The 18,052-nt window shown below is 34.1% G+C and carries 18 protein-coding genes; 15 read left to right on the plus strand and 3 right to left on the minus strand.

Features of this window, described 5'->3' with window-relative positions; all coding sequences use genetic code 11:
* Positions 1-79: 79 nt before the first annotated feature.
* Positions 80-412, minus strand: coding sequence for a T9SS type A sorting domain-containing protein (locus V6246_RS11585; RefSeq protein ID WP_341560660.1), 333 nt, complete (start codon positions 410-412; stop codon positions 80-82).
* A gap of 196 nt (positions 413-608) precedes the next feature.
* Here V6246_RS11585 and V6246_RS11590 point away from each other — a divergent pair, with 196 nt between their 5' ends.
* Positions 609-1,289: a response regulator transcription factor gene (locus V6246_RS11590; RefSeq protein WP_341560661.1), complete on the plus strand. Its 681-nt coding sequence runs from the start codon at positions 609-611 to the stop codon at positions 1,287-1,289.
* 6 nt (positions 1,290-1,295) lie between these two features.
* Complete coding sequence (locus tag V6246_RS11595; RefSeq protein WP_341560662.1) at positions 1,296-2,342, plus strand: sensor histidine kinase; 1,047 nt, start codon at positions 1,296-1,298, stop codon at positions 2,340-2,342.
* Here V6246_RS11595 and V6246_RS11600 read toward each other — a convergent pair.
* A complete protein-coding gene (locus V6246_RS11600) occupies positions 2,316-3,371 on the minus strand; it encodes a glycosyltransferase (protein WP_341560663.1) in 1,056 nt (351 codons plus the stop codon). The two genes, V6246_RS11595 and V6246_RS11600, sit on opposite strands and share 27 nt — an antisense overlap.
* A gap of 282 nt (positions 3,372-3,653) precedes the next feature.
* Between V6246_RS11600 and trmB the strand changes: the two genes are divergently transcribed.
* From trmB to V6246_RS11655, 11 genes are all read left to right on the plus strand, one after another.
* A complete protein-coding gene (gene trmB / locus V6246_RS11605; protein ID WP_304404993.1) occupies positions 3,654-4,328 on the plus strand; it encodes a tRNA (guanosine(46)-N7)-methyltransferase TrmB in 675 nt (224 codons plus the stop codon).
* A gap of 2 nt (positions 4,329-4,330) precedes the next feature.
* Entirely contained in the window at positions 4,331-4,960 is a 630-nt protein-coding gene (locus tag V6246_RS11610) for a LysE family translocator (RefSeq protein ID WP_341560664.1), read from the plus strand.
* A 2-nt stretch (positions 4,961-4,962) separates the two neighbouring features.
* On the plus strand, positions 4,963-5,292 hold the full coding sequence (locus V6246_RS11615) for an MGMT family protein (RefSeq protein ID WP_341560665.1): 330 nt from the start codon (positions 4,963-4,965) through the stop codon (positions 5,290-5,292).
* 419 nt (positions 5,293-5,711) lie between these two features.
* Positions 5,712-6,860 carry an ergothioneine biosynthesis protein EgtB gene (egtB, locus tag V6246_RS11620; protein ID WP_341560666.1) on the plus strand — a complete coding sequence of 383 codons (1,149 nt, stop codon included), beginning with the start codon at positions 5,712-5,714 and terminating at the stop codon, positions 6,858-6,860.
* Between the two features lies 1 nt (position 6,861).
* The gene (locus V6246_RS11625) at positions 6,862-7,809 is read left to right on the plus strand and encodes an L-histidine N(alpha)-methyltransferase (protein WP_341560667.1); all 948 of its coding nucleotides are present in this window, start codon (positions 6,862-6,864) and stop codon (positions 7,807-7,809) included.
* A gap of 46 nt (positions 7,810-7,855) precedes the next feature.
* Complete coding sequence (locus V6246_RS11630) at positions 7,856-8,590, plus strand: flavodoxin family protein (protein ID WP_341560668.1); 735 nt, start codon at positions 7,856-7,858, stop codon at positions 8,588-8,590.
* Between the two features lie 68 nt (positions 8,591-8,658).
* Complete coding sequence (locus tag V6246_RS11635; RefSeq protein ID WP_341560669.1) at positions 8,659-9,321, plus strand: aspartate/glutamate racemase family protein; 663 nt, start codon at positions 8,659-8,661, stop codon at positions 9,319-9,321.
* Positions 9,322-9,343: 22 nt separating this feature from the next.
* Entirely contained in the window at positions 9,344-10,192 is an 849-nt protein-coding gene (locus V6246_RS11640) for an SDR family oxidoreductase (RefSeq protein ID WP_341560670.1), read from the plus strand.
* A gap of 225 nt (positions 10,193-10,417) precedes the next feature.
* On the plus strand, positions 10,418-11,554 hold the full coding sequence (locus V6246_RS11645; protein ID WP_341560671.1) for an Mrp/NBP35 family ATP-binding protein: 1,137 nt from the start codon (positions 10,418-10,420) through the stop codon (positions 11,552-11,554).
* Positions 11,555-11,557: 3 nt separating this feature from the next.
* Positions 11,558-11,803 carry a NifU family protein gene (locus tag V6246_RS11650; protein ID WP_341560672.1) on the plus strand — a complete coding sequence of 82 codons (246 nt, stop codon included), beginning with the start codon at positions 11,558-11,560 and terminating at the stop codon, positions 11,801-11,803.
* Between the two features lie 179 nt (positions 11,804-11,982).
* Positions 11,983-12,312 (plus strand): 2Fe-2S iron-sulfur cluster-binding protein, encoded by a 330-nt coding sequence (locus V6246_RS11655; RefSeq protein ID WP_159019056.1) that lies wholly within the window; start codon positions 11,983-11,985, stop codon positions 12,310-12,312.
* Between the two features lie 476 nt (positions 12,313-12,788).
* On the opposite strand, the gene V6246_RS11660 is transcribed toward V6246_RS11655, so the two are convergent.
* On the minus strand, positions 12,789-13,187 hold the full coding sequence (locus tag V6246_RS11660) for an SPOR domain-containing protein (protein WP_159019057.1): 399 nt from the start codon (positions 13,185-13,187) through the stop codon (positions 12,789-12,791).
* Between the two features lie 216 nt (positions 13,188-13,403).
* On the opposite strand from V6246_RS11660, the gene V6246_RS11665 reads away from it, so the two are divergent.
* Positions 13,404-14,696 carry a cytochrome c3 family protein gene (locus tag V6246_RS11665; RefSeq protein ID WP_341560712.1) on the plus strand — a complete coding sequence of 431 codons (1,293 nt, stop codon included), beginning with the start codon at positions 13,404-13,406 and terminating at the stop codon, positions 14,694-14,696.
* A 73-nt stretch (positions 14,697-14,769) separates the two neighbouring features.
* A complete protein-coding gene (locus V6246_RS11670) occupies positions 14,770-18,027 on the plus strand; it encodes a TAT-variant-translocated molybdopterin oxidoreductase (protein ID WP_341560673.1) in 3,258 nt (1,085 codons plus the stop codon).
* The last annotated feature ends 25 nt before the right edge of the window (positions 18,028-18,052 follow it).

Below are 18,052 nucleotides of genomic sequence, written 5' to 3' on the forward strand. Positions count from 1 at the left end.
ATATTATAGTACAAAAGTAGATAAAATAAAAAAGCACTACCAATTGGCAGCGCTATTATATTTATAGATTCAAAAAAAATTATTTTATAATTAGTTTTCTAGTTTCACTTACTTGGTTTTCGGTAATATGTAAAATATAAACGCCTTTACTTAATTTTGAAATATTGAGTGTTTTACCAATAAGTCTTGTAAATAATACTTGTTTGCCTAATACATTAAAAACCTTAACTGTTTTGGTTAAGTTGCTTTTTGATGCTATAGAAACTTCATTATCATATGCGCTTACCGGGTTTGGGTAAATGGTTAGGCCTTCAATTTTGGGCATAGTCCGGCTAGGATTTTGCGCATCCATAGTCTGGACGGCAAAAAAAGAAATAATGGTAAAAAAGATTAAAAAGTATTGTTTCTTCATATCTACTCGTTTGTTATTTCAAAGTTAGATGAATACTACAATTTTAATGCCAAAAAATAGTTAACATTATTATAATTTGTTCTAAAGTTTATCAATTTGTTTCGCGATTGTTACCTTAGTGTTATTAATTTTTTAATTTTAATAAAATTATGTTATTAGCTTTATCTTTACTTCAAGAAACAGATTTTCTTTACAAATGAAAAAAAAAGACATTAAAATATTGTTGGTTGATGATGAGCCAGACATTTTAGAAATTGTAGGTTATAATTTATCAAGTGAAGGTTATCAGGTACTTAAAGCCGAGAATGGCGCCGAAGGTGTTAAAATAGCAAAGAAAGAATTACCTCAATTAATTATTCTAGATGTTATGATGCCAGAAATGGATGGTATTGAAGCTTGTGAATTAATTAGAAAGCATCCAGATTTATCCAACACCATCGTAACTTTTTTAACAGCTCGTGGTGAAGACTATTCTCAAGTAGCAGGATTTGATGCTGGTGCGGACGATTATATTACAAAGCCTATAAAACCAAAAGTTTTAGTGAGTAAAGTAAAAGCGCTTCTTCGTCGTTTTAAGGAAGAAGATGTTGCTGACACTTTGAAAATTGGGTCTTTAGTTATTAATAGAGATGAGTATAAAATTACTTCTAAAGGGAAAGAAATTATTTTACCAAGAAAGGAGTTTGAATTACTTTCTTTATTAGCTTCTAAACCCGGAAAAGTTTTTAAACGCGACGAAATATTAGATACCGTTTGGGGCAACGAAGTGGTTGTTGGCGGGCGTACTATTGATGTGCACATTAGAAAATTACGTGAAAAATTAGGAGATAAAAGCTTTAAAACCGTAAAAGGTGTAGGTTATAAGTTTGTAGATTAATTTGTAATGAAACAGACTAAATTTAAAAAATCGTATCGATTCGCGAGAGTTACTTCGTTTTATATTACCTTATATATAACGCTCTTATTGAGCGTTTTTTTATTTTACTTCTCTAATATCGAGTTATGGGAAATCCCCGTGCTTGCTATTAGTACCTATGTTTTCTGTTTTATTGTTATTCAATATCGAGTAGAGCGCTTTATATATCGTCGTGTTAAAAAAATATACGACGATCTAACTTTACTAGAATCGGCAAAGCTTACCAAAGGTGCTATTACTACCGATATGCACACGCTTACTCAAGAAATAGATAAATTTGCACGCGATAAAAAGTTAGAAATAGAAACTCTTAAAGTTAGAGAGCAATACCGAAAGGAGTTTTTGGGAAACGTGTCTCACGAGTTAAAAACGCCATTGTTTACAGTACAAGGTTACATTTTAACCTTACTCGATGGTGCAATGGACAACAAAGAAATTCGCGAAAAATACTTAGAGCGTGCCAGTAAAGGTATTGAACGCTTAAGTTATATTGTGGAAGATTTGGATATGATTACCAAATTGGAAGTTGGAGATTTAAGACTTAAAATAGAAACTTTTAATATTGTAGAGTTGGTAGAAACAATTTTCGATATGCTGGAAATGAAAGCCGCAAAGAAGAAAATTACGTTAACCTTCGATATGAATTACAAGAAGCCAATATTTGTTAAGGCAGATAAAGAGCGTATTCAGCAGGTTTTAATTAATCTTATTGTGAATTCTATTAAATACGGAAGTGAAAAAGGTACTACCGAAATTAGTATCGAAAATTTAATAAAAAATAAAGTTATTGTTCGGGTAACCGATAATGGCGAGGGCATTGCATCTGCACATTTACCACGATTGTTCGAGCGTTTTTATAGAGTTGATAAAACAGGGTCTAGAAAAGAAGGTGGTTCTGGGCTTGGGTTATCTATAGTAAAACATATTATTGAGGCACACCAAGAAAAAATATATGTTGAAAGTGAATACAGTGTGGGTAGCGAATTCTCATTCACCCTCGAAAAAGCTGAATAATTTTTTAAAGTCGACTTCAAAATCAAAAGCTTTTAACCCAGCATAACCGGTAATATTCTCTAACATTTTTATACTAAAATCGTCCTGGCTACAAGTTGGCACTAAGCGCATATCACTAAGGCGTTCTGCTAAGTACTCTTGTTCAAACTGGCCAGGTGTAGGTATAAAAAAAGCTTTTTTATTCAGTTTAGCTAAATCCATTACGGTGGTGTAACCCGATCTAGAAACAATCAATTCGCTTTCATTTATTGTTTTTTCTAGTAATGCGGATGTCATAAAATTATAAATGGTCATGTTGCCCTTTACCTCCTTGGTTTGCTCATCTTCCATAACACCTTTTACAAAAACTACTCGACCATTAAAAACTTCCAATTCATTTAAAAGACGTTCTTCTAGCATGGTGCGTTGCGGCTCTGGACCAGAGATTAGCACCATAACATCATTTTTAATTTCGGTCTCTCGTTTAGTAAAACGGCTTAATGGCCCAATGTAAGTAGTAGGAAGTTCAAAACGTTTCACATGGCCTAGTTTTCCGCTTAAATTAATATCGCCAGGTGTATCCGGAACCCAACAGGCATCAAATTTATTAATAATTTTCTGATGCATTTTAGTGCTTAGCCAAGTCGTGCTGCCACTCAAGACATTTAATTGATGTGTAATAAAAACAGATGGCACTTTTTTACTTCTAACACCCAATCGGTTGTCCGATATAATGCCGGAAATTTCTTCAGAAACTACAATGTCTTTAATTGCCTTTTTTTCAGCCTTAATAGCTTGCATCAATTTTGGCGAATCTTTAATAAGTTTCAACTTAAAATGCTTTCCATTTTTAGCATACGTTACGTTGTATACAGGTAATTCAATACATTTTAAGTCAGGGAATTCTTTTCTTAACAAAGCTAACGCCACGCCATCACTAGCAATTATAGGTTCGAAGTTGTTTAAAATTAATGCATTAATAATAGGTATACATCGCGTAGCATGCCCTAAACCCCAATTTAACGGCGCAACTAAAATTCGTTTTTTCATCAATTAAAATTCTAAATAAAAGCTTTTATTATGGCGTTACCGCAAGGGTCGGGCTTTCCGCTATATCTTTTTTTATGCAACTTTATAAAGTTGGTTTTATTAAATTATAGACAAACCAAGTGGTTATTGTCTGTTTTTTTAGTTTAATCTAGCAAAAAAAAGGATGCCGCATCAATCCCTAACGCACTTTTCGGCAAATTCAAAGGTAAGCATATAAACACTTGGGTATATTTCCGTAATTTTACCAATTCAAAACAAATAATAACAAATAGTTAATATACTGTGGGTAGTAAAAATAAACTGAAACGATTTAGAGAAAACGAAACTTTTTCCAACGTGTTTCAACCATCAAGAGAAGAATTGGTAGAGTCAACTTTTAGTCTAAAAGGTGAATGGCGTTCTAAGGTTTTTAAAAACGATAATCCGTTAGTTCTAGAATTAGGCTGTGGAAAAGGAGAATATTCGGTTGCATTAGCACAAAAATATCCAAACAAAAACTTTATTGGTGTCGATATAAAAGGTGCTAGATTCTGGAGAGGGGCAAAAACAGCCGTAGAAGAAAATATACCTAACGTGGCTTTTCTGCGTACGCAAATAGAACTTATCGATCATGCTTTTGCTAATAATGAAGTAGACGAAATTTGGATTACTTTCCCAGACCCACAAATAAAATATAAGCGAACCAAACACCGCATGACTAATGCTGTTTTCTTGGAACGTTACAAGCAAATTCTAAAACCAGATGGTGTTATGAATTTAAAAACCGATAGCGAATTTATGCACGGTTACACACTTGGTTTATTACATGGTGCAGGTCACGAAGTGTTGTATGCCAACCATAATGTTTACAAGCAAGAAGGTAGCCCAGAAGAGGTAACAAGTATTCAAACCTTTTACGAGTCGCAATACTTAGAGAAAAATAAGCCTATCACTTATATTAAATTTAAAATCAAATAGTTTTGAACATTACATTTATCTTCTTTTTAGGGTTGGTTTTTGCGCTTGTAGGTGTTATTCCGCCAGGATTACTAAACATGACGGCCGCAAAAATTAGTCTAAAAGAAGGTCATGTGCGCGGCATTATGTTTTCTATTGGTGCCTGTGTTGTTGTAATTATTCAGACTTCTATAGCAGCTATTTTTGCGCGCTATTTAAGTAAAAACCATGATGTAATAGATGTATTGCAGCGTGTAGCATTCGTTATTTTTGTTTTAATTACTATTTATTTCTTGTTTATAGCTAAGTCTGAACCTAAAGAACAAGTAGAGCCAAAAATTAGAAGTAAGGGAAGTCGTTTTTTTCAAGGTTTGTTTCTATCGGGTATAAATGTATTCCCGATACCTTACCAAGCTTACATGACTATTACTTTGGCATCTTTTGGATGGTTAGATTTTAGTCAAACAAGTATTATCTCTTATGTTGCTGGTGCAGCTATGGGTACTTTTGTTACCCTTTACATGTACATTTTCTTTTTTGATAAAATAAAGAGTAAAACATTAACGTCTCAAAAAAACATGAACCGCATTATCGGTAGTATTACCGGTATTATTGCGGTAGTAACTTTAATAAATATTATTAGAGAAATATAATCATGAAAGCGGAAACATTAAATTTTTTCGATAAAGTTTACCAAGTGGCTAAGCAAATTCCATTTGGTCGTGTTACTAGTTATGGAGCTATTGCCAAATATTTGGGAGCTGCAAGAAGTGCTAGAATGGTTGGTTATGCCATGAATGGCTCTCACGGAAAAGATGTTCCTGCCCACCGCGTGGTAAATAGAAAAGGTTTACTAACCGGTAAACATCATTTTGATGGAACCAACCTGATGCAACAACTTTTAGAAAGTGAGGGCATAAAGGTTGTCGAGAATCAAATTCAAGATTTAGATAAGGTTTATTGGGATCCTTCCGAACATTTGTAAAAGATTACTTCTTGTTATTTAAGTTCAATTATTCAAAAAAATCATTCTATTAATAACAGAAAACCAAGCAAATCAACTTTTAAGGATTTGGAATTGGCTTCATTTTATTCTATTTTTATCGGCAGAGAGTTTTATGGATACGTATCCATATGTAAATTATGCTATTAAATTTGTAGTGATTTCAATTTTAGTGTCTTCAAATGTTAAATTGTTGAAGTGCTTTAAAATCAATTGAAAAACATCAAAACTCAACTTATTCCAATATTTTTTTAGATTTGTTACACATTGTGTTTTTATAGAAAAACTTGGCATAGTTATGCTGTTTATGTAAGTAGTTAGGTTTTGTTGAGACTAGTTATAGTACAAGTTATTTTATTTAAACTCCGTAGAACCAGACCAATTTCACGTTAATAAAATTTATGACTATAAACGAAAGGTATCAAAGTATTAGACGGCAAACTATAGATTTTTGCAGTTATTTACAACCGGAAGATTATGCTATTCAGGTCGTTAAATTTGCGAGTCCAGCAAAATGGCATTTAGCACATACCACTTGGTTTTTCGAAACTTTTATTTTAAAAGCAGAATTGGATGGCTATGTGGAATATGATTCAAACTTCAATTTTTTATTCAATAGTTATTATAATAATGTTGGTAGTCGAGTATTGCAATCTAACCGAGGAAATATGTCTCGCCCAAGTACCGATGCTATTTTTGCCTACAGAGATTATGTAGATAAGCATATGTTGGATTTCTTTGAAACCAACCCCAAACAGAAACTATTAAATTTAGTGATTTTAGGTTTAAATCACGAACAGCAACATCAAGAATTATTAATAACCGATGTAAAATATATGCTTGGGCATAATGCATTGTTTCCTGTTTTTAATGCTGATTTCAATTTAATAAAAGATGAAAATACCACTACCGATAATGTGAAAATATCAGCTGGTGTTTATGAAATAGGGCATCAAGATTCCAAGTTTTGTTATGATAATGAATTAGGTGTGCATAAGGTGTATGTACGCGATTTTGAAATAAATAACTTTTTAGTAACCAATGGAGATTACATAGCTTTTATGGAAGCTGGTGGTTATTCCGATTTTAATCTTTGGTTAGATGAAGGTTGGGCTTGGGTAAATGCAGAGCAAATTAAAGCACCCCTGTATTGGCATAAAATAGATGGAGAGTGGCATGTTTATACCCTTGCCGGATTACAAAAAGTAGATAAAAATGCTATTTTAAGCCACATTAACTTTTACGAAGCTAATGCTTATGCTGAGTGGAAAGGTATGCGATTACCAACCGAGTTTGAGTGGGAAGTTGCTGCCCAAAAGTTAGATTGGGGTAAACGTTGGGAGTGGACTAGTAGTGCTTATTTACCATACCCTAATTTTATAAAGGAAAATGGAGCGGTTGGTGAGTATAATGGCAAGTTTATGAGTAATAAAATGGTATTAAGAGGTGCTTCGGTTGCGACATCTCAAAACCATAGTCGAAAGACGTATCGCAATTTTTTTCATCCTTCGGAACGCTGGCAGTTTACCGGAATAAGATTAGTAAAGTAATATGATAGAAGTTTTTAAGAATGAAGTTGATAAAGGGTTACAAGCAGATAGCAAAACGTTACCATCAAAGTATTTTTATGATAAAATAGGCGATGCCCTTTTTGTAGAAATCATGAATTTGCCTGAATACTATTTAACCCGTTGCGAGTTGGATATTTTTCAGAATAAAACCGAAGAACTTATTGAGGCTTTTGGAGTTTCTCCAGATTCTTATTTTGAATTGATAGAGTTGGGTGCCGGAGATGGTACAAAAACAAAAGAGTTATTGAGATCGTTAGATATTCAAAGTTATAATTTTGATTATTTTCCTATCGATATTTCTTCTAATGCATTGAATTTATTGGAAAAAGATTTAAAAAATGAGCTTCCAAATTTGTCTGTGCAAATTCAAGAAGGCGATTATTTTAAAGTTTTAGCGTCCTTAAAGGAGAGTAAGAAACCTAAAATAGTATTGTTTTTAGGGTCTAACATTGGTAATATGTCTGATGATATGGCTGCCGATTTTATATATAGTTTGGGGTCTAACTTACAGGCTGGAGATAAACTCTTGTTGGGTGTAGATTTAATAAAGGCGAGCCATGTTGTGCTTCCCGCGTATAATGATAGCCAGGGTGTCACAGAAAAGTTCAATCTTAATTTATTGGATAGAATTAACAATGAGTTAGGCGGGAATTTTAACCTTAATCAGTTTAAACATCAGCCAGAGTATGATGAGCATGAAGGCGTCGCTAAAAGCTATATAGTAAGTACGGCGAATCAGGCTGTTGAGATTAATGCCACCGGAAAAACCTATAAATTTACAGAAGGAGAAAAAATTCATACTGAAATATCTAGAAAGTATAACGATGCGTTAATTGAGAAAATTATCGAGAAAACCGATTTTAATCTTGAAACTAAAATACTTGATAGTAAAGCCTATTTTGCAGATTATATACTTAGAAGAGATTAAAATACTATGTTTTGAATAATAGAATTTAACAACTAAACCGATAACTATGAGCGAGAAAAGATTTAAAGACCTGAAAGCAATTTATGTAAATTGTACACTGAAGAAATCTCCAATGGAGAGTCATACATCTAAACTCATAGAGGTTTCAAAATCTATTATGAAGAGCGAAGGTGTTTCTGTAGAAGATATTAGATTTATTGATCATGATGTTGCAACTGGTGTTTATCCAGATATGACGGAGCATGGTTGGGAAAAAGATGAATGGCCTGAGCTATTTAAAAAAATTTTTGATGCCGACATTCTTATAGTTGGTACACCTATTTGGTTAGGAGAAAAATCGTCTATTGCTCAAAAATTAATTGAAAGACTGTATGGAATGAGCGGGCAAACAAACGATAAAGGACAATACAGCTTTTATGGGAAAGTTGGCGGATGCATGGTAACAGGTAATGAAGATGGTGTAAAACATTGCGCTATGGGTATATTGTACTCGCTTCAACATGTTGGGTATTCTATACCTCCACAAGCGGATTGTGGCTGGATTGGAGAAGTTGGGCCTGGCCCTAGCTATGGCGATACGGAATGGCAGGGTAAGAAGTTGGAAAAGCCATTAGGTTTCGATTCAGATTTTACTAATCGAAATACTACATTTATGACCTATAACTTATTGCATTTAGCGTCCATGTTAAAAAAACAAGGTGGATATCCTAGTTATGGAAATTCTAGAGAAGACTGGGACGATGGAACAAGATGGAATTTTGATAATCCTGAATACCGTTAAAAACTAGTTCGTTAAATCTATGTTTTTCAGAAGAAAACTAATTTTAATTCCTTTTAAATAAACTTAATATGGATAGTGTGAAACTTGCTGTTTTAGGTCTTGGAAGCCAAACGACCACGTTTTATATTAGTGAGTTGAATAGGCTATATAATGAAAAATATGGTGGTTATAGTACATGTCCATTTATTATGTGGAATGCGAATTTCGATGCTATAAATTCACTTTTACCAAATATATCAGACGAACTCAATGCACTAACTCAAGGTTGTATTAACGAAATAGAAAAATTAGATATATCACATATTTTGGTTCCTAATATCACCTTGCACGAAAGTATAGATCAAATAGAGGTTCAGAAAAATATTTTGCATCCGGTCTATTTAACGGTTACAAAAATTAAATCGCTAAAGCTTTCAAAAATTGTTTTAATGGCTTCGGAATACACCATGAATTCAGCATATATTCGTTCCGTGTTTACCGCAAATGGAATAGAAATAGAGATTCCTTCGGAAGAAGATCGAGTTCAAATTGATACATTTCGAAAAGAAGTTTATGCTAAACAAGAAAGCCAAGCCGGTATAGTCCGTTTTCAGAAAATTATTGAAAAATATACAATTAAAAACTCCGTTTTGTTGGCTTGTACGGAATTGTCTATTTTTAAACCGAAGAATAATACACGCCTTTTAGATATGGTGGAAATTCAAATAAGAGAATCAATAAGCCTTGTGTGAAATTTTAAAATATAATATTAATATGAAAATAGCAGTCACTTCGGCAAACGGAAAATTAGGTTCTACTATTGTGGAAAATTTAATTGAACTTTTAGGTAAAGAGAACGTTATAGGTATTGCCCGTTCACCAGAAAAGGCAAAACACCTTGGTATTGAAATACGAAAAGGCGATTATAATAGTCGTGCGGAATTTGATACGGCATTGCAAGGTATAGATGTTGTTATGTTGCTTTCAGGAATGGATGAGCCTGATAAAAGAATTCAGCAACATCGCAATGTTATTGATGCAGCGGTGAGTAATGGCGTTAAGAAAATAGTGTACACCAGTATTGTTGGCGATGAAAAAAACACGGCGTTTAGCCCCGTGGTGCAGAGTAATAGGCAAACAGAAAAGGATGTTCAGAACTCAGGTCTTGATTATGTTATTGGTAGAAATGGCATATATATTGAACCCGATTTAGAATATTTGGATACTTATATCGAAGAAGGTGAAATTAGAAATTGCGCAGGCACTGGTAAATGTGCTTATACAAGTAGAGCGGAGTTGGGGTTTGCTTATGCTAAAATGTTGATAGAAGATAAACATAGCGGAAAAACCTATAATCTAGTTGGTTATGCTATTTCACAGAGTGAATTAGCAGATTATATAAATCTAGTCTTTAATACTAAGCTTAAGTTTAATCCAGTATCGGTAGCTGCGTACTTATATGAAAGAAAAACGGCATTGGGTGATTTTCTTGGAACCGTAATTGCCGGAATATACGAAGGGATAAAAAACGGTTCTAATAATGTGCTTTCAGATTTTGAATTGGCTGCAGGTCGACCACATAAATCTGTTGAAGATATTATGAGAGCTTACAAGGAGGAGTAACCAACGTGGGCTGTTCCCTTTTTATCAGACTTTGGTAGATTTCAAAATAAAAAATGGTGGTTACAAGGCGTTTTAGTGTAAATAGCTATTTTCAATCCTAACATAAGTAAAACTTCTAACTTAGGTATTAAGACTTCCGTCGATATTATTTATCTTTGTAAATTATAATTATTCTCAATTAAGCGGTGGTCAAATATGCTGGCTGCCAATATTATTACACAAGCAATGAAATTAAATAAACAAGATATATTAAAAGCGCTTGAAACTATTACTGTTCCTGGCGAAGGACAAAATATGGTTGAAAGTGGTGCTGTAAAAAATGTAATGACTTTTGGAGACGAAGTTATTGTAGATATTACAATTAACAACCCCAGTTTACAAGCAAAAAAACGTACGGAAGTTGATGTATTAAAAACAATACACGAGCAAGTTTACGAAAAAGCGAAAATTACAGTTAATGTAAAAGTAGACGCACCTGCTAAGCCAAAGGCTAATGTAATTAAAGGGAAACCTGTTGCAGGAATTCAAAATATAGTTGCAATCGCATCTGGTAAAGGTGGTGTAGGGAAATCTACAGTAACCGCTAACTTAGCTGTTACTTTAGCTAAAATGGGATTCAATGTTGGTATTTTAGATGCTGATATTTACGGGCCATCTATTCCAATTATGTTCGATGTGGCTGATGCAAAACCTTTGGCCGTAAACATTGAGGGTAAATCTAAAATGAAACCTGTTGAAAACTACGGAGTTAAAGTGTTGTCTATTGGCTTTTTCACACAACCAGACCAAGCTGTTGTTTGGCGTGGACCTATGGCTGCAAAAGCACTGAATCAAATGATTTTTGATGCACATTGGGGTGAGTTAGATTTCTTACTATTAGACTTGCCTCCAGGAACTGGAGATATTCATTTAAGTTTAATGCAATCGCTACCTATTACAGGAGCTGTTGTTGTTAGTACACCACAAAACGTGGCTTTGGCCGATGCTAAAAAGGGTGTGGCTATGTTTCAACAAGAAAGCATTAATGTGCCTGTTTTAGGTATTATTGAAAATATGGCGTACTTTACTCCAGCAGAATTACCAGATCATAAATATTTTATCTTCGGAAAAGAAGGAGCTAAAAACTTGGCAGAAGATTTAAAAGTGCCATTTTTAGGAGAAATTCCTTTAGTACAAAGTATTCGTGAAGCCGGTGATGTTGGTCGTCCAGCAGCTATGCAAAAAGGAACACCTTTAGAGCAAGCTTTTGAAAAAATAACGCAAAATGTAGTGCAAGAGGTTGTTAGAAGAAATGACGATTTACCACCTACAGAAGCAATTAAAATTACAACAATGGCTGGATGTTCTGCCGTAAAAAAATAAGATATGACCAGCGAAGAAGTAAGATTGAATGTTGAAAAAGCATTAGAAGAAATTCGTCCGTTTTTACAAAGTGATGGCGGCGATATTTCGTTAATGTCGATTGAGGAGAACGATACTCTAGTAAAAGTACAATTGCAAGGTGCTTGTGTAGGGTGTTCGGTAAATCAAATGACATTGAAATCGGGTGTTGAAATGACTATTAAAAAGTATGCACCACAAATTGAAAAGGTGGTTAATATTGAAATTTAATAGATTAATATCATTATAATTTATAAATAAAGAATCTTCAATTTGAAATAAACGAAGATTCTTTATTTTTTTATAAAGGTTTCTATTTTCTGTTAGAAAAGTATTAAAATTAAAGCGACAAAACTTAAATTTGTGGCACGGCTTATGACGTATCACTAATTGAATTACAAAACAGTACTATGCAAGATATAAATATTAAAATTACCGATAGAGACGGTGTAAAACACGAAATTGTTGCCCCTACAGATATGGCAATGAATTTAATGGAAGTTGTTCGTTCTTACGAGTTGGCTCCAGAAGGAACTATTGGTATTTGCGGAGGTATGGCTATGTGTGCATCATGCCAATGTTATGTAACTAGCGATACAGAGTTGCCAGAGATGGGAGATGATGAAGAAGCAATGCTGTCTGAGGCTTTTGATGTTAAAGATAACAGTCGTTTAGGTTGTCAAATTCAAATGACGCCAGAAATGGAAGGTCTAGAAGTAGAATTAGCTCCAGAAAGTTAATATTTGGCACAGTTGTGCTTTAGTTTAAAAAAATAATATTACATACAGCATTCCTAATAATGGATAGTGAATACAATTTGAAATTTAATTTCTTAATGGGTTTGTTTCTTCTTTATTAGGAATGCTTTTTTTTGTTTTAAAAATTAGAGATGTAACGCAATTATCAACTTGTAATTACTCAAATTGAAACATGATTTTAGTTGTTTAAAGAAATGTATGTTTCAAAAATATTCAGTTTAAGTATGCTTTTTATAGCTATAGTGAATTGTAAACATCAGGTCTTCTTTACGTTTTATTCTAAAAAGAAGTTATTCCTATATTTAAATTCAAAAAAAGGTTTTCTCAAGAATTTGTTGGGTTGGGAGATTTGTTTTGAATTAGAAAGTGGGGATTTGAAAATTAGGTAAAATAAAAAAAGTTGTCGTATTCGTTAAAATAGACAACTTAGCTTATAGGGTTAAAAGCCAGAAATGGCTTTAGTTTTTTTCTTTCTTCGGCTTAAAAATGAAAGCACTAGGAAATTTTTTCTTAATTTTTTTAAGTGCACGATCGGCTTCTAAACGGGTGCTAAAATTCCCAGCCCAAATTTTAAAATTTGGTGTTTCATATTCTATAGATGGATTCCACTCAGAAAACGATTGGTTGAAATCTGCTTTCGCATTTTGTGCAGCAGAACGGTTTCCAGAGTAAATTTGGATTTTATAACGATCAGAATCATGTTCGTTTTTATTCATTTCCTTTTTCAAATCTAGCAAAACTGCTATGTTTTGATCTTGATTTAAAGAAACATGGCCTTCTTGCGAGAAACTTATTGTTGATGTTAACAATAGAGTTAATAGGGGTAACAAAGTTAATTTTGTTTTCAATGAGTTCATTTTCAAATTATTTTGTGCAAAGATATACGATGCAATTAAATTATTAGTTCTTTTATTTATTTAGAATCTCTCTAAATTACCAATTATACCTGTGCTATCATTTCTAAAATCGACTTTTAATATTACTTTTGCGAGAGATTTTTTTAACTGTATTTTTTTCAATTATTAGTAATGAAAAAATCATACCAAAGTTTAGAAGTTAATTTAACCAACAATATGAGACAGGTGATTCACCGTATATTAAGTAAAAACACTCTTAGTTTCAGCTTAATTATTTTATTAGCGTTTACATCAGTCCTTTCTGCACAGGAAGGCGATCCAGCGAAAGGAAAATCTTTATTCAATGCCAATTGTGCGGCTTGTCATCAATTAGACAAGAAAATGACCGGGCCGGCTTTACGTAATGTAGAGGCGCGTTTGTCTGACGAGCAAGGCTTAGATCGTGATTGGATTCACGCTTGGGTACGTAACAGTTCAGGACTTATTAAATCTGGCGATTCTTATGCCAATAAGGTTTACAATGAGTACGGTGGTGCTGCCATGACGGCTTTTCCTCAATTATCTGATGATGATATTAGCAATATTTTAGCATATACTGCTGAAGAAAAGAAAGCGCCAGTTGCACCTGCAGGTGGAGCGGTTGTTGCTCAAACATCTGAAACCTCAGGAGGAATTTCAAACGAAATTATTTTAGGAGCCTTAGCAATCTTGTTTATGCTTTTAGCTGCCGGATTGTATTTAGTAAATAAAACACTACGTCGTTTTGCAACAGCTCAAAATATAGAATTACCTGAAGATTCAAAAAGAACTCCAATTTGGAAAGCATTTGTACAAAACCAATTTTTAGTAATGGTTCTTACAATATTCTTTTTACTATCGAGTGCGTATTTTGTTTACGGGTATTTATCTCAAATTGGGGTAGATCAAGGTTATCAACCAGTACAGCCAATTCACTTTTCGCATAAAATACATGCTGGTGATAATGGAATAGATTGTAAATACTGTCACTCTTCTGCAAGAGTTAGTAAAACATCTGGTGTGCCGTCGTTAAATGTTTGTATGAACTGTCACAAATCAATTTACGAATACAACGGTGAAACATCTCCTGAGTACTCTAAAGATTTCTACGATGGTGAAATTAAAAAATTATATGCTGCTGCAGGATGGGATGATGCCGAGCAAAAATATACAGGTGAATCTAGTCCGGTAAAATGGGTTCGTATTCATAACTTGCCAGATTTTGCATACTTTAACCACTCGCAACACGTAACTGTTGCAGGAGTAGAGTGTCAAACATGTCACGGTCCTGTGCAAGAAATGGAAATTGCTTATCAACATGCTCCATTAACAATGGGATGGTGTATTAACTGTCACAGAGAAACAGATGTTAACGTAAAAGATAATGCTTACTATACTAAAATTCATGACGAATTATCTAAAAAGTATGGTGTAGATAAGTTGACAGCTGCTCAAATGGGTGGATTAGAATGTGGTAAGTGTCACTACTAAAAAAAATAGTTTTTCTTTTCTGCGAAAGCAGGGAACTTTTAAAAATTAATAAGAAGTAATTCAATTATATAATATGTCATCAAACAAGAAATACTGGAAAAGTGTTGAAGAGCTAAACGAAAATAGCTCTATTGTTGAGACGCTTAAACAAAACGAGTTTGTAGCTGAGATTCCTACCGATGAATTTTTAGGAGATAAAGATACATTAGAAGAAAGCTCTACAACGCGTCGCGATTTCTTAAAGTATGTTGGGTTTAGTACCGCTGCAGCCTCTTTAGCTGCTTGTGAGGGTCCTGTTAAAAAAGCGATTCCTTATGTAGTACAACCAACAGAAATTATTCCTGGTGTTGCTAACTATTACGCAACTACTATAGCGAATGGTTTTGATTTTGCTAGTGTTTTAGTAAAAACCCGTGAAGGTCGTCCAATTAAAATTCAGAACAATGTGATGGCAGCTACCAATGGTAGTGCTAACGCAAGAGTTAATGCTTCTGTATTAGGATTGTATGATAGTTTAAGAGTTCAAGGTCCAAAAAAGGCTGGAGATTCTATTACTTGGGATACTTTTGATAGTGAAACAACTAAGAAATTAACTGATTTAGCAGCAGCAAACAAGAGTATTGTGTTATTAACACAAACTTTTGCAAGTCCTTCTACTGATAAGTTAATTACTGAATTTAAAAATAAATATGGTAATGTAAGCCACGTGGTTTACGATGCTATATCAGAGTCTGCTGCTTTAGATGCTTACCAAGCTAAATATGGTGAGCGCGGATTAGCAAACTACGATTTCTCTAAAGCGATGACAATCGTTTCTATTGGAGCTGATTTCTTAGGGGATTGGCAAGGTGGCGGTTTCGATTCAGGATATGCGAAAAACAAAGTGCCTAACCATGGTAAAATGTCTCGTCATATTCAGTTTGAATCTAATATGTCCCTTACTGGTGCAAACGCTGATAAGCGTGTGCCTTTAACTCCATCAGAACAAAAAATAGCTTTAGCTAAATTATATAGCTACGTTGTAAATGGTTCTGTTTCTGGAACATTATCACCTAAAGTTGATGAAGCTGTTAAAAATGCAGCATCTCAAATTAAAAAAGCGGGAAGTAATGCAGTTATAGTTACTGGTATTCAAGATGTGAATGCTCAAACTATTGTTTTAGAAATAAATGCAGCATTACAAAGTAAAGCTTTCGATCCTAGTACTCCAATAAAGACTAGACAAGGTAGCGATAAAGCAGTGACTAAATTAGTTGCTGATATGAAAGCTGGGAAAGTTGGTGCGGTTATCATGAGCGGTGTTAATCCGGTTTATAGCTTAGCAAACGCTTCAGAGTTTTCAGAAGGATTAAAGAACGTTGAATTGTCGATCGCTTTTTCTTTAAAAGAAGATGAGACTTCAACTCAAACAGAATATATAGCAGCAGCACCACATTACTTAGAGTCTTGGGGTGATGTTGAAATCAAAAAAGGTCATTATTCTTTAATGCAACCTACTATCCGCCCATTATTTGATACGCGTCAGTTTCAAGATGCATTATTAAAATGGACAGGTAATGAAGATACTTTTCACGATTATATTAAGAACAATTGGAATTCTAGCGTATTAGGTGGGAATTCATTCAATCAAGCATTACACGATGGTGTTTATGTTTATGGTTCTTCGATTGGTGGATTAAATGCTACTTCAACTAAAACAGTAACAACTTCGACTACAGAATTAAAAGATAAGAAAGACCGAACTTTAGTGGGCGGACTTCTTCACGATGTTGCTGTAGGTGTTGGTATTAAGAAAGAAGATGAAGATGAGTTTACTACAAGCACATCTACTTCAACAGTAAGCGCTAGTAACGCAGTTGATGGTGCTTCTGTAATAGGAGGTGTTGCTGCAGCGAAAGCTTTGGTTTCGTCTGCTACTTCAAACGGATTAGAATTATCATTATATACCAAAGTAGGTATGGGAGATGGGCAACAAGCCAATAACCCATGGTTACAAGAGTTTCCAGATCCAATTACTAGAACATCTTGGGATAACTATTTAACAGTTTCTAAAGCTGATGCAGAAGCATTAGGTTTAATGAACAAGCACGTTGCAAACGGCGCATTAAATGGTAGTTATGCAAATGTTACTGTAAATGGTGTTAGTTTAACTATACCAGTTTTAATACAACCAGGACAAGCTAAAGGTTCTGTAGGATTATCTTTTGGTTACGGTAAAACAGAGGGATTAAAAGAAGAGATGCAAACAGGTGTAAATGCCTTTGCTTTCTACCATAACTTTAATACAGTACAGAACGTAACTGTTGAGGCTGCAGCTGGTGAGCATGAATTTGCTTCAGTACAATTGCACAATACCTTAATGGGACGTGGAGATATCATTAAAGAAACATCTTTAGAGATATTCAATACTAAAGATAAACAAGAGTGGAACCCTATGGCTATGGTTTCTTTAAATCATAAAGAAACTCCGGTTACAGATCCTAGTGTTGATTTATGGGATGAGTTTGATCGTTCTATTGGACATCACTTTAACTTATCTATCGACTTAAATTCTTGTACAGGTTGTGGGGCATGTGTTATAGCTTGTCATGCTGAAAATAATGTACCAGTAGTTGGTAAATCTGAAGTACGTAGAAGTCGCGATATGCACTGGTTACGTATTGACAGATATTATTCTTCGGAAGAATCTTTCGATGGTGATAATGAAAAGAAAGATAACATTTCTGGTTTAGGAAGTTCATTAAGTGAGTTTGGTGAAATGGAGCATGCTTCAGAAAATCCTCAAGTAGCGTTCCAACCAATCATGTGTCAACATTGTAACCACGCACCTTGTGAAACTGTATGTCCTGTGGCAGCAACATCACACGGTCGTCAAGGTCAAAACCACATGGCTTATAACCGCTGTGTAGGTACAAGATATTGTGCTAACAACTGTCCTTATAAGGTACGTCGTTTTAACTGGTTCTTATATAATGGAAACGATGAGTTCGATTATCATATGAATGATGATTTAGGACGTATGGTATTAAACCCAGACGTTGTAGTACGTTCTCGTGGTGTTATGGAAAAATGTTCTATGTGTATTCAAATGACACAAAAAACAATTCTTGATGCTAAACGTGATGGACGTGTTATTAAAGATGGTGAATTCCAAACAGCATGTTCTGCAGCTTGTAGCAGTGGCGCAATGGTATTTGGAGATATCAATGATGAAGAAAGTAAAGTTGCGAAACTTAAAGAAGATAACCGTATGTATCACTTGTTAGAACACGTGGGAACAAAACCCAACGTACAGTATCAAACAAAAGTGAGAAATACAACAGAAGCATAAATCTAATTAAAGAATCAATTATATA

The organism is Algibacter sp. TI.3.09, assembly GCF_038154905.1.
In the GTDB taxonomy this organism is placed as follows: Bacteria; Bacteroidota; Bacteroidia; order Flavobacteriales; family Flavobacteriaceae; genus Algibacter.